We start from the raw sequence: 12,871 nt of genomic DNA, 5'->3' as shown, positions 1-12,871 counted from the left end.
CGGCGCCGAGCCGACTGTTGTACCGGATGTCGAACGCAAAGGAGACAACACCATGGCTGAATTCGAGAAGGCGATCCTCGCGGGCGGCTGCTTCTGGGGCATGCAGGACCTGATCCGCAAGCGTCCAGGCGTCGTGACCACCCGCGTCGGATACACCGGCGGCGACGTCGAGAATGCCACCTACCGGCACCACGGCCTACACGCCGAGGCTATCGAGATCACCTTCGACCCGGCCAAGACGAGCTACCGCGAGCTGCTGGAGTTCTTCTTCCAGATCCACGACCCGTCGACGAAGAACCGCCAGGGCGGTGACCGCGGAACCAGCTACCGTTCGGCGATCTACTACATCGGCGACGCCCAGCTGAACACCGCACTCGACACCATCGAGGACGTCGATGCCTCAGGTCTCTGGCCGGGAAAGGTCGTCACCGAGGTCGAGGCCGCCGGCGACTTCTGGGAGGCAGAACCCGAGCACCAGGACTACCTCGACGTCTACCCGAACGGCTACACCTGCCACTTCGTGCGCCCCGGCTGGAAGCTCCCCCGCCGCGAGTCCCAGCAGGCCTAGGACACCTGGGGAAGCGCTACCGTTTGTCGCATCCGCGGGTGCGCGCGCAGGCGCGGAAGCGACAAACCACCGCGGAACCGTTCAGGCGGGGTACGCGCGCAGCGCGGGCAGGCAGCGCGGGGTCAGTTGCCGCCGGTGAGGATGCCGAAGATCCCGGTGCCGAGGAAGTACAGGCCCACGGCCGCGACGCCGATCCAGATCGCGATGCGCGTGTTCGTGGGCCGCTTCGGGTTCTTCGGATCCGTCGGCTCTTCGGGTGCGGGGGTGTAGCTCACGGTGGGGGACCAGTCTCGTCGGCGAAAACAGCATCGTCTCACACATTCCGGCCCGGATGGTGAGTATGTGACTGTCACACGGGGCGCCGGGCTTCGAGCGAGCGGGGGCATAATGAACCCGTGCCATCCGACCCGACCCGCAGCCGCGCCCCGAGCATCCGCGATGTCGCGCGGCTTGCCGGGGTGTCGTACCAGACGGTCTCCCGGGTACTGAACGACTCCCCGAACCTCCGCGAGGAGACCAAGCTCCGCGTGCAGCAGGTGATGGACGACCTGCAGTACCGCCCCAACCGGGCCGCACGGATGCTGGTCACCAGCCGCTCGCGCACCATCGGCATCCTCTCTGCGTCGAGCTCCCAGTACGGCCCCGCCTCGAGCATCACCGCCATCGAGCAGGCGGCCCGGGCGGAGGGCTACTTCGTGAACACGGTCAACCTCGACGGCAGCGACCGCGAGTCGATCGAGCGCGCGCTGAACCACCTGCTCGACCAGGCCATCGAGGGCCTCGTGGTGATCGCACCCCAGGTGCGTGTCTTCAACACCTTCACCCAGATGAACCTCTCGGTGCCGTTCGTGACGCTGCAGTCGACAGGCACCTCCGACCATGCGCTCTCGGTCGACCAGATCGCGGGCGCCAGGCTGGCGACGAGACACCTGATCGAACTCGGGCATCGCAACATCTACCACCTCGCCGGCCCGCAGGACTGGATCGAGGCCGAGGCCCGGATGCACGGGTTCCTCACCGAGATGAGCGAGCACGATGTGGTGGCGACCGCACCGATCCTCGGCGACTGGACCGCAGAGTTCGGCTACTTCGCCGGCCGGGAGCTGCTGAGGGTGCGCGACTTCACGGCGATCTTCTCCTCGAACGACCAGATGGCCCTCGGACTGATGCACGCGGTGCGGGATGCCGGACTCGACATCCCCGGCGACATCAGCATCGTCGGGTTCGACGACATCCCCGAGGCGCGGCACTTCTGGCCGCCGCTCACAACCGTTCGCCAGGACTTCGGCGAGCTCGGCCGCCGGGCCATCGAGCTGCTGCTGAACGGGGGCGGCCAGCTCGGCGGCCCGTCGCCGAGCGGCATCATCCCGGAGCTCATCGTGCGGCAGAGCACCGGAACCAGCCGGTTCTGAGCCGATCCACCCTGCCGGCGTGCACGCCGTCGAGCTCGCACATCGGCAGTTACCGAACTGTGACAACTTGCGCTTGACAGGCGTTGTGCGCTTGTGGCTAACATGAGTCCAGCCCAATGTGACCGTTCACATACGGCGTCACACCAGATCACCAGCCTGACGAACACACACCGTGCGAGCCACATCCGAGACGAAGGAGTCCGTGACATGAACTACGGCCCTGAGACCGAAGTGCTCATCGCAGGTCTTCGCGAAGATGTCTCCCGACTGCACTCCGAGCTCACCCGCTACGGGCTCATCGCCTGGACGAGCGGCAACGTCTCCGCCCGCATCCCGGGCCGCGAACTGTTCGTCATCAAGCCGTCCGGCGTGCGTTACGACGACCTCGCCCCCGAGAACATGATCCTCTGCGACTTCGACGGCGAGGTCATCTCCGAGACCCCCGGCAGCCACCGCCAGCCCTCGAGCGACACAGCGGCGCACGCCTACATCTACCGCAACATGCCCCAGGTCGGCGGCGTCGTGCACACCCACTCGACCTACGCCACGGCATGGTCCGCCCGGGGCGAGGCGATTCCCTGCGTCATCACGGCGATGGCCGACGAATTCGGCGGCCCGATCCCGATCGGTCCGTTCGCCGTCATCGGCGACGACTCGATCGGCGTGGGCGTCGTCGAGACGCTGACCGGACACCGCTCCCGCGCCGTGCTGATGCAGAACCACGGTGTCTTCACGATCGGCCGCGACGCGAACGACGCGGTCAAGGCCGCCGTCATGGTCGAGGATGTCGCGCACACCGTGCACGTCGCCCGCCAGCTCGGTGACCCCATCCCCCTGCCGCAAGAGAGCATCGACGCCCTCTTCGCCCGCTACCAGAACGTCTACGGCCAGGCGCCGGAAGGTGCTCTCCAGTGACCACCGCAGCAGTGACCATCACCCCACCAGTACCCACCGCACCCCGCGCGCCAGGCGCGCCCCACGATTTCTCGCTCCCGGCGAGACACCAGACCTGCACGAACCCTCACCGGGGAACGCGCCGGACACACAGCACCTGCTGACAACGAAGTCCCTCCCCTGCACAAATCGAAAGGAAACAAAGTGAAGAAGAAAGTTGTACTTTCCCTCCTGGCCTCCGCGGCCATGGTGGTTTCACTCGCCGCCTGCTCCTCGGGCAGCTCATCAGGCTCCTCCACCGACGGCGCTGCCGCCGGTGCCAGTGGCCTCATCGGTGTCGCGATGCCGACGAAGTCGTCGGAGCGCTGGATCGCCGACGGCAACAGCATCAAGACGCAGCTCGAAGCCGCCGGTTACACCGTCGACCTCGAGTACGCCGAAGACGACATCCCCACCCAGGTCAGCCAGCTCGAGAACATGATCACCAAGGGCGCCAAGGCCCTGATCGTCGCCTCGATCGACGGCACCACGCTCACCAACACGCTCCAGAACGCCAAAGACAACAACATTCCTGTCATTGCCTATGACCGCCTGATCCGTGACTCGGAGAACGTCGACTACTACGCGACGTTCGACAACTACAAGGTCGGCGTCGAGCAGGGCACGTCCCTCCTCACCGGCCTCGGTGTCCTCGACGCGAGCGGCAACAAGACCGGCACCAAGGGCCCGTTCAACATCGAGCTGTTCGCCGGTAGCCCCGACGACAACAACGCGACGTTCTTCTTCAACGGAGCGATGGACACCCTGAAGCCGTTCATCGCCGACGGCACCCTCGTCGTCAAGAGCGGCCAGACCGACTTCAACACGGTCGCCACCCTCCGTTGGGACCCGGCAACCGCCCAGTCGCGCATGGAGAACATCCTCACGTCGACGTACTCCGACGGAACCACGAAGGTCAACGGCATCCTGTCGCCCTACGACGGTATCTCGCGCGGCCTGATCTCCGCCGTCACCTCGGCGGGTTACACCGTCGGCGCCTCGTTCCCGATCATCACCGGCCAGGACGCTGAGCTCGACTCGGTCAAGGCCATCAACGGCGGCGAGCAGTACTCGACCATCTACAAGGACACTCGCGAGCTCGCGAAGGTCGCTGTGGCCATGGCCAGCGCTGTGCTCGAGGGCAAGACCCCCGAGACCAACGACGACAAGACGTACGACAACGGCAAGAAGGTCGTTCCGGCCGAGCTGCTGCAGCCGGTCGTCGTGACCAAGGGCGACATCAAGAAGGTCCTGATCGACGGCGGTTACTACACCGACGCCCAGATCAACGGCTAGTTCGCTCCACCCGGAATCCGCCCGGCCCAGCTTCCACAGTGGGCCGGGCGGAAACCTCATTGCACCACCCCCACACTTTTTAGAGGAAGAGATGTTGTGACCACCAATATCCTGGAAATGCGCAGCATCACGAAGACGTTCCCCGGCGTCAAGGCGCTGCAGAACGTCACGCTCGACGTGGCTCGCGGCGAAGTGCACGCGATCTGCGGCGAGAACGGCGCCGGCAAGTCGACGCTGATGAAGGTGCTGAGCGGGGTCTACCCGTTCGGAACCTACGAGGGCGACATCGTATTCGAGAACGAGACGATGGAGTTCTCGGGCATCCGGGACAGCGAAGCCAAGGGCATCGTCATCATCCACCAGGAGCTGGCGCTCAGCCCGTTCCTCTCGATCGCCGAGAACATCTTCCTCAACAACGAGATCAAGGGCGCGTTCGGCCTGATCGACTGGAACAAGACCAACACCGAGGCCTCCAAGCTCCTCGCCCGCGTCGGTCTCCGCGAGAACCCCACCACGAAGGTGCGGGAACTCGGTGTCGGCAAGCAGCAGCTCGTCGAGATCGCCAAGGCCCTCTCGAAGCGCGTGAAGCTGCTGATCCTGGATGAGCCGACCGCCGCCCTCAACGACGAGGACAGCGACCACCTCCTCGACCTGATCCTGAGCCTCAAGGGCCAGAACATCACGTCGATCATCATCAGCCACAAACTCAACGAGATCAAGAAGATCTCGGACACGGTCACGGTCATCCGCGACGGCAAGGCGATCGAGACGATCGCGAAGTCAGACGTGACCGAGGAGCGCATCATCAAGGACATGGTGGGCCGCGACCTCGAACACCGCTACCCCGACCACACCCCGCACATCGGCGAGGAGATCCTGCGCGTCGAGAACTGGACGGCCTACCACCCGCAGGACCCGAACCGCATCATGGTCGACAATGTGAACCTGAACGTGAAGCGCGGCGAGATCGTCGGCATCGCAGGGCTCATGGGCGCCGGGCGCACCGAGTTCGCGATGAGCCTGTTCGGCCGTTCGTACGGCACGAAGATCTCCGGCCAGGTCTACAAGCACGGCGTCGAGATCAAGACCCGCACCGTGACGGAGGCCATCGACAACGGACTCGCGTACGCCACAGAGGATCGCAAGTTCTACGGTCTCAACCTCATCGAGGACATCAAACGCAACATCTCGATGGCGTCGCTGAAGAAGCTCGAGCGCGGCGGTCTCGTCGACGACAACAAGGAGTACGAGGTCGCCGACGGCTACCGCAAGTCGATGAACATCAAGGCGCCCTCGGTGCTCTCGAAGGTCGGCAAGCTGTCCGGTGGCAACCAGCAGAAGGTCGTGCTGAGCAAGTGGATCTACTCCGACCCCGACGTGCTCATCCTCGACGAGCCGACCCGCGGAATCGACGTGGGCGCGAAGTACGAGATCTACACGATCATCAACAAGCTGGCCGCCGAGGGCAAGGGCGTCATCGTCATCTCGAGCGAGCTGCCCGAACTCCTCGGCATCTGCGACCGGATCTACGCCATCGCCGAAGGCCGCATCACCGGTGAACTGCCCATCGCAGAAGCCACCCCCGAAACACTGATCAAGTACATGACCATGGAAAAGGAACGCGCCTGATGTCCAACCTCGAAACGAAGCCGTCAGACGACACGGCCGCCGGTGGCCGGGTCAACCCGGTCGAGAACAAGTTCACCACCGCCCTCAGCCACGTTCTGAGCGACCTGGGCAAGAACGGCATCTTCATCGCCCTCGTGCTCGTGGTCGTGGTGTTCCAGATCCTGACCAACGGAGTGCTGCTCCGCCCGCAGAACGTCTCGAACCTGATCGTTCAGAACGGCTACATCCTGATCCTCGCGATCGGCATGGTGATGGTCATCGTCGCGGGCCACATCGACCTGTCGGTCGGATCCGTCGCCGCCTTCGTCGGCGCCGTCTCCGGTGTGTTCGCCGTGAACATGGGCCTGCCGTGGTGGCTGTCGATCATCCTGTCGCTGCTGATCGGTGCAGCAGTGGGAGCGTGGCAGGGCTTCTGGATCGCCTACGTGGGCATACCGGCGTTCATCGTGACGCTGGCCGGCATGCTCATCTTCCGCGGGCTCGCGCTCGTGGTTCTGGGCTCCGCGAACATCGGTTCGTTCCCCGAGGAGTACCGCGCCATCGGCAACGGCTTCCTGACGAACGTCTTCGGCGAATTCGCCGTCGACCCGCTGACGATGGGCGTCGCCGTCATCGCCATCATCGCTCTCATCGTTCAGTCGGTGCGAACGCGCCGCGGTCGCCAGAGCTACGGCCAGTCGGTGGAGCCGTCCGGCTGGTTCGTCGGCAAGCTCGTGCTGGTCACTGTCGCCGTTCTCGCTTTCGCCTACGCACTCGCCGCCTTCAAGGGCATCCCGGTCACCCTCATCGTGCTCGCCGTGCTCATCCTCATCTACGGCGTCGTCATGGGACGTTCGGTCTTCGGCCGTCACATCTACGCGATCGGTGGCAACCTGCACGCCGCCGAGCTGTCGGGCATCAAGACCCGCAACGTGACGTTCTGGCTGTTCGTGAACATGGGCGTGCTCGCTGCCCTCGCCGGTCTCGTCTTCACCGCCCGCCTGAACCTCGCCGGCCCGAAGGCCGGTGACGGCTTCGAGCTCGAGGCCATCTCCGCCGCCTTCATCGGTGGCGCGGCCGTCACCGGCGGCGTCGGCACCATCGGCGGCGCCATCATCGGTGGTCTCATCATCGGTGTTCTTAACAACGGTATGTCGATCATGGGTATCGGCATCGAGTGGCAGCAGGCCGTCAAGGGCCTCGTGCTGTTGCTCGCCGTGGCCTTCGACGTCTACAACAAGCGTCGCTCGGGCGGTCGTTGATCCGGCTCGCCTGACTCGGTCAACTCCTCGATACGTCGTCTGAACGGATGCCCGTGCACGGCCCGTCCCTCCTCCTGAGCTCCGTCTCAGCGAGGTCGGCGGCCGGCACGGGCATCCGTTCTGTGTCGTTCCAGGTGCCGGGCGGAAGCGTGCACGGCATCCTCGGCGAGAACCTGTCGGGGGCATCCGAAGTGCTCGCAGTGATCGGCGGCTTTCTGCCGGTCGCCGACGGAACACTCACGATCGGTGGGATACCACGTCGGTTCGGGGGTTCCGCTGAGGCCCAGGCGGCCGGCGTGCGGGTGATCCGCGGCGAGCCCTCCGTCGTGCCGCACAGCTCGGTCGCCGAGAACATCCACCTCGGGCACGAAACGTCGGCCGGCGGCTTCGTGCGGTTCGGCCGCATGAACGCCAACACCGCCGACCTCCTCACCCGATTCGGCCTGGGCAGAGCGGTCGATCCGGCCGGCCGGGCGGGCGACCTCGGCCGGGCCGAGCGCTGGATCGTCGAATTCTGCCGCTGCCTGGTCGCGGAACGCTCGGTCGTACTGCTCGACGAGCCGTTCACCGGTCTGGATGCCCGGGGCCTCGCCCTCGTCGCGGGCGGCATCCGGCGGCTCTCCGCCGAGGGGGTCACCGTGGCCGTCGCCACCCATCGTCTCGATCTGCTCCGCCAGGTCGCGTCGGGCGTCACGGTGCTCTCGCGGGGTGCCGCCGTGGAGACGGTCGCACTCACAGCGAACACGCCCTCGACCGAACAGCTCGTGCGTCACATGACCGCGAACATCCAGGTCACCCCGAGGGCCCAGCACGAAGAGCTGGAGCCCGGCCCAGTGGCGTTCGAAATCGCGTCGTGGACCGCCCAGCACCCCGTCGACACCGACCGCAGCGTGGTGCGGGATGTCTCGCTCACAGCCCGTCGCGGGGAGATCGTCGGGCTGGCCGGGCTCGAGGGGTCGGGCATCAGCGAGCTGGCCCTGAGCCTCTTCGGGCGCACGTTCAGCTCCCGGGTGAGCGGAACGATGCTGGTCGACGGCCGTCCGCTCGTCGCCGCGACACCCGAGGAGTCGGTCGCGGGGGGCGTGGGTCTCTCCACGGCCGCCGACCTCAAATACGATCTGAACCTCATCGGCGGCATCCCGTCGCGCATCTCTGCGGGCATGCTGGCCCGGCTGGCGCGACTCGGTCTCGTCGACCGGGATCGCGACTACCGCACGACGGATGCGCCCGCGTTCGGGCTCGGCGGCATCTCGGCGCTCGTGGGCCGGCGGGGCGGGGCGGGTTCGGACGCGGGATCGGCCGGGGCCGGTGCAGCACGAGGCGCCGCCGCCGCGCGAACCACCGGGCCCGGCGATCAGGCAGACGGTGCCGGCTGGCCGGCGGGAGCCCGGCGCCACTTCGATGCGCTCCGCACCTGGCTCGACCTGCCACTCGGCCAGCGACCCGTGGTGGTCGTGCTCGATCATCCGACCGCCGCGCTCGACGCCGCACGGGTGGCCGTGGTGCGTGACCTCATTGTCGAGCTGTCCGCCGGGGGGACGGCCGTGCTCCTCGCGTCCGACGACCTCGACGAGCTGCTGGTGCTGACCTCGCGTGTCTACACCCTCGCCGGCGGACGCGTCACCGCCGAGCTCCTCACCCGCGACGCGACACCGGCCGGGCTCCTCGCGAAGATGATGGGCTGAAGGCCCCTCCGGAACGGGACGCGCAGCCCCGTCTCGGCCTGCCCCGTCTCGGCCTGCCCCGTCTCGGCCGCCGACTGGGCGCCCAACACCCTCGGCAGCAGAATCGACTGGGGAGTACCGGTCGCTTCGGTACCCCGATACCGACCGGAACTCCCGACCCGATCACAGGCACCTACCCCGCAACGGTCGAAACCCCGAAAACTGTCGCTCCGGATCACGGATACCGACAGTTTTCGGGGTTTCGATTGGCGCAGGGCGGGCTGCGCCGGGTGAGACGCGAGAGGCTACTCCTCGAGGGCAGCGTCGAGCGTGATCTCGACTCCGGTCAACGCCTTCGACACGGGGCAGGTGTTCTTGGCGTCGGTCGCGGCCTGCAGGAAGGTCGCGGCGTCGATGCCGGTCACCTCGCCGCGAACGCGGAGCGCGATGCCGGTGAGACGGAAGCCGCCCTCCGGGTCCGGGCCGAGCGAGACGTCGGCGCGCACATCGAGCGCCTCGACGGTTCCGCCAGCGGCACCGAGCACAGCCGAGAACTGCATTGCATAGCAGGCCGAGTGCGCCGCGGCGAGCAGCTCTTCGGGGCTGGTGGCGCCGTTGGCGTCGTCGGCTGCGCGCTTCGGGAACGACACGTCGTAGGTGCCGAGCTTCGAGCTCGAGAGTTCGACCTGGCCCTCGCCGGTCTCGAGGCTTCCGTTCCAGGCAGTGCGTGCGGTACGTGTGGGCATTGTGCTCTCTTTTCTCTGGTTTCCTGCGGTGTGGATGACCGGGGGGAGCCGGTCGGGTCGGTCAGGTTGAAGGGGGGCTAGGCGGAGGCCCTGATGTGTTCCGCGACGTCTGCCACCCGGTCGCGGAGCGCATGGATCTGGGGCAGGGCCAGTCCGGTGGCCCCGCAGATCTGCTCCTGGATGCCCACCGTGCTCGCCCGGAGCGCCTCGCCGTCTGCTGTGAGCGAGACGAGCACCGAGCGCTCGTCTCGGGGCAGCCGGCCGCGCTCGACGAGGCCGGCCGCGTCGAGCCGCCGGAGCAGCGGCGACAGCGTGCCCGAGTCGAGCAGGAGTCGCTCACTGAGGTGGGCGACCGTCGACGGCCCCTGCTCCCACAGCACCAGCAGAACGAGATATTGCGGGTAGGTGAGCCCGAGCGGCTCGAGCAGCACACGGTAACGCGCGGTCAGCGCCCGCGACGCGTTGTAGAGCGCGAAGCAGATCTGGTCATCCAGCAGGGGTGCGGATGCGGGGCTCGAAGGCATGACTCGACCCTAACACATTGTGTGCAACTGAATTGTGCGCAATGCAATTATGCCGACTGCAATCGTGCGCACTGCAATCTCCGCGCATCGCGGCCTCGCCCGAGAGGGCGGGGGGGGGCGCGCGGCCCTCCTCAGAACCCCTTGCCCGGGTTCAGCGTGCCGAGCGGATCCAGCCCCTGCTTGATCGCCTCGTGCATCCGGATGACCGGCTCCCCCAGCTCCGACCGGGCCCCGTCGAGCTTCAGCAGCCCGACCCCGTGCTCGCCGGTGACGGTTCCACCGAGGGCCAAGCAGTCGGCCACGATGCGGTCGAACGCCGTCTTGGCCCGATCCTTCGCCTCGTCGTCGCCCACGGGAGCGATGATCAGCGGGTGCAGGTTGCCGTCACCCGCATGCGCGATGTTGGCGATCACGACGTCGTTCTCGGCGGCCGTCTGCTGGATGCGCTGGAGCATCTCCGGCACGGCGGATCGCGGCACACAGATGTCCTCTGTGAGGACAGGCCCGAGCCGCTCGAGCGCGGGGTAGGCGAGTCGGCGGGCGAGGAAGAGGCGCGCGATCTCCGCCGCATCCGTGGCCCGCTCGACGTTCGATCCGCCGGCCTCGACGAAGACGTCTGCAACCCGGTCGGCGAGCGCCTCCCCCGCCGGCCCGGCCTCGTCGACCTTCGCCAGCAGCAGCGCCTTCGCGCTCGACGGCAGACCGAGGTGCTGCCATTCGTCGACGGCGACCAGGCAGGTGTGGTCGATGAGTTCGAGCGCGGCCGGGATGATGCCGGCCCGCGAGATGGCGGCGACGGCCACGCCCGCCGCTTCGAGGGAGGGGAAGTACCCGATGACCGCGCGTTCGTCGCGGCCCGCCAGCGGGAGCAGCCGCACGGTCAGTTCGGTGATGATGCCGAGCGTGCCCTCCGAGCCCACCATGAGCCCGGCGAGATCGTAGCCCGTGACCCCCTTGGCGGTTGCGTGGCCAAGCGACACGATCTCACCGCTCGCGAGCACCACGGTCATCCGCAGCACGTAGTCGCGGGTGACGCCGTACTTCACGCAGCAGATGCCGCCCGCGTTGGTCGCAGCGTTGCCGCCGATCGTGGAGATCGCCGAACTGGCCGGATCCGGCGGATACCAGAGCCCGAATCCAGCGACGTGCGCGCGGAGGGCATCGTTGATGACGCCGGGCTGGGTGATGGCATAGCGCTCGTCGACATTGACGCTCAGCACCTCGTTCATGAGTTCGAGCGAGACCACGATCGAGTTCGCCATGCTGTTCGCGCCGCCCGAGAGGCCGGTTCCCGCGCCCCGCGGAACGACGCGCACGCCTCGCGCGGCCGCCCAGCGCACCACATTCGCGACCTCGTCGGTCGACCTGGCGAGCACGACGGCGAGCGGCGGCACGAAATCGGCCCACTCGGCGTCGTCGTGGCTGTAACGCTCGAGGGATTCCGCGTCGGTCAGAACCCGGCCGGGCGCGAGCTGTTCGAGCTGGCCGGGCTGTTCGAGCCGGCCGGGGCCTGCGGGCTGGCCGAGGTCTACGAGCTGGTCTGTTGTCATGCTCCCAGCGTAGACACCCCGCCGCCCTCAACCGCCGAGCGCGCGGCGCTCGCTCAGCCAGCGGGCGTACAGCGACCACGGGTCGTCGACGCCCCGCGCGAGCACCCCGATGTGCGCCACGAGCTCCGGATGCACGGCGAACCACTCGCTGCGTGGCACCCGGTGCTCCGCGAACTGCGCGTGACGGCGCCGTTCGGTCATCCGACCGCCCGGCTCGAACGCCAGCAGCTCCTCGTAGTAGAGACTCCCGAGTCGCTGCCGCGGATTGGCAGACGTACCGATCTTGATCCGCTCGCCCGAACGGATGTAGTAGACCACCTCCACACGGGAGACTCCGGAGCCCGGGTCGGAGTCCGGAACCTCCCCCACCTTCCACTCGCACACCGCGCAGAGCCAGCCCGACGGGTACCGCACTCCCAGCCGCGAACCGCATGCGAGGCACGGCGACGGAAGCACGTCGGTCACCCCGAGCTCGCGGGCGACCCAGTCGTGGGCGAGCTGCAGGTGATGCGCGCAGAGCGCCACCGGAGCATCCACCTCCACCGGCTCCTCGCACGGCCGCCCGCCCGCGTCGCCGCCCCCCGCGGTTTCGACGCTGCAACAGGATGCCCGGCTCATGTCCCGCACGCTACGCCATCCCACCGACACCCCGCCCGCCCCCATCCAATCGAGTGGGCAGTTCGGTCCCTGAAACGGCGGGGCCAGGGCCCGAACTGCCCACTCAATTGAGGTGGGAGGGGCGGGCGGGCGGGGGGCGAGGAGCGGAGGCGGGAGGCGGGGACGGGGAGCGGAGGCGGGGGTCAGCGCGACTCGTTGTGGCGCCAGACCGCGTCGGTCACCCAGGAGAGCTCGCGGCTGAAGCGCTGCAGCAGGCGGGAGAAGTCGGCGCGATCCTCCTCGTTCCACTTGCCGACGAGGGTGTTGTAGACGTCCTGCGCGATGCGGCGGTGCCGTTCGATCGCCACCGCCCCGGCCTCCGTCGCGCTCACCAGCACGGCGCGACGGTCGGCGGGGTCGGGCTCCCGCGCCACCAGACCGGCCAGCTCGAGCCGCCGCACCTCGGTGGTCATCGTCGACTTGTCGACTTCGAGCCACTCGGCGAGCCGCGACATCCGGATCGGCTTCGAGGCGACGAGGCGTTCGAGCAACCAGGAGTCCGTGCTGGACAGTGCCGCACCTTCGGCGTCATGGAGACTCCGACGGTTCTCGGCTCGGGTCGACCAGCGCTGGATGAGGGCGAGGGTCGACTCGATCGACTCGCCGACGTCGACCGGTTCGGGAGTGTCTGGATCCATAGCTGAAAGTTTC

The 12,871-nt window shown here is 67.5% G+C and carries 13 protein-coding genes; 7 read left to right on the top strand and 6 right to left on the bottom strand.

Annotated elements, in window-relative coordinates; translation table 11 throughout:
* Positions 1 to 52: 52 nt before the first annotated feature.
* Entirely contained in the window at positions 53 to 568 is a 516-nt protein-coding gene (gene msrA, locus B7R21_RS01305; RefSeq protein ID WP_116281450.1) for a peptide-methionine (S)-S-oxide reductase MsrA, read from the top strand.
* Between the two features lie 122 nt (positions 569 to 690).
* Here msrA and B7R21_RS19920 read toward each other — a convergent pair whose 3' ends face one another.
* Complete coding sequence (locus tag B7R21_RS19920) at positions 691 to 843, bottom strand: hypothetical protein (protein WP_172582137.1); 153 nt, start codon at positions 841 to 843, stop codon at positions 691 to 693.
* A 120-nt stretch (positions 844 to 963) separates the two neighbouring features.
* Between B7R21_RS19920 and B7R21_RS01300 the strand changes: the two genes are divergently transcribed.
* From B7R21_RS01300 to B7R21_RS01275, 6 genes are all read left to right on the top strand, one after another.
* Positions 964 to 1,980 (top strand): LacI family DNA-binding transcriptional regulator, encoded by a 1,017-nt coding sequence (locus tag B7R21_RS01300; protein ID WP_116281449.1) that lies wholly within the window; start codon positions 964 to 966, stop codon positions 1,978 to 1,980.
* A 207-nt stretch (positions 1,981 to 2,187) separates the two neighbouring features.
* A complete protein-coding gene (locus tag B7R21_RS01295) occupies positions 2,188 to 2,895 on the top strand; it encodes an L-ribulose-5-phosphate 4-epimerase (protein ID WP_116281448.1) in 708 nt (235 codons plus the stop codon).
* Positions 2,896 to 3,120: 225 nt separating this feature from the next.
* A complete protein-coding gene (chvE, locus tag B7R21_RS01290; RefSeq protein WP_116281447.1) occupies positions 3,121 to 4,209 on the top strand; it encodes a multiple monosaccharide ABC transporter substrate-binding protein in 1,089 nt (362 codons plus the stop codon).
* Positions 4,210 to 4,305: 96 nt separating this feature from the next.
* Positions 4,306 to 5,838 (top strand): multiple monosaccharide ABC transporter ATP-binding protein, encoded by a 1,533-nt coding sequence (gene mmsA / locus B7R21_RS01285; protein ID WP_116281446.1) that lies wholly within the window; start codon positions 4,306 to 4,308, stop codon positions 5,836 to 5,838.
* Entirely contained in the window at positions 5,838 to 7,079 is a 1,242-nt protein-coding gene (mmsB, locus tag B7R21_RS01280) for a multiple monosaccharide ABC transporter permease (protein WP_116281445.1), read from the top strand. Before mmsA ends, mmsB begins: the two co-directional genes overlap by 1 nt.
* A gap of 47 nt (positions 7,080 to 7,126) precedes the next feature.
* Positions 7,127 to 8,764: an ATP-binding cassette domain-containing protein gene (locus B7R21_RS01275; protein WP_116281444.1), complete on the top strand. Its 1,638-nt coding sequence runs from the start codon at positions 7,127 to 7,129 to the stop codon at positions 8,762 to 8,764.
* A gap of 284 nt (positions 8,765 to 9,048) precedes the next feature.
* On the opposite strand, the gene B7R21_RS01270 is transcribed toward B7R21_RS01275, so the two are convergent.
* The 5 genes from B7R21_RS01270 to B7R21_RS01250 form a co-directional block, all read right to left on the bottom strand.
* On the bottom strand, positions 9,049 to 9,489 hold the full coding sequence (locus B7R21_RS01270) for an OsmC family peroxiredoxin (protein ID WP_116281443.1): 441 nt from the start codon (positions 9,487 to 9,489) through the stop codon (positions 9,049 to 9,051).
* A 77-nt stretch (positions 9,490 to 9,566) separates the two neighbouring features.
* Positions 9,567 to 10,013, bottom strand: coding sequence for a MarR family winged helix-turn-helix transcriptional regulator (locus tag B7R21_RS01265; RefSeq protein WP_116281442.1), 447 nt, complete (start codon positions 10,011 to 10,013; stop codon positions 9,567 to 9,569).
* Positions 10,014 to 10,144: 131 nt separating this feature from the next.
* Positions 10,145 to 11,563: an FAD-binding oxidoreductase gene (locus tag B7R21_RS01260; RefSeq protein ID WP_116281441.1), complete on the bottom strand. Its 1,419-nt coding sequence runs from the start codon at positions 11,561 to 11,563 to the stop codon at positions 10,145 to 10,147.
* Positions 11,564 to 11,590: 27 nt separating this feature from the next.
* Entirely contained in the window at positions 11,591 to 12,181 is a 591-nt protein-coding gene (locus B7R21_RS01255) for a GIY-YIG nuclease family protein (protein WP_116281528.1), read from the bottom strand.
* A 182-nt stretch (positions 12,182 to 12,363) separates the two neighbouring features.
* Positions 12,364 to 12,858 carry a MarR family winged helix-turn-helix transcriptional regulator gene (locus B7R21_RS01250; RefSeq protein WP_116281440.1) on the bottom strand — a complete coding sequence of 165 codons (495 nt, stop codon included), beginning with the start codon at positions 12,856 to 12,858 and terminating at the stop codon, positions 12,364 to 12,366.
* Positions 12,859 to 12,871 lie beyond the last annotated feature (13 nt).

Source organism: Subtercola boreus (genome assembly GCF_003399625.1).
Classification (GTDB): domain Bacteria; phylum Actinomycetota; class Actinomycetes; order Actinomycetales; family Microbacteriaceae; genus Subtercola; species Subtercola boreus_C.
The sequence above is the reverse complement of the archived record's forward strand: the minus strand, read 5'-3'. Positions and strand labels throughout refer to the sequence as shown.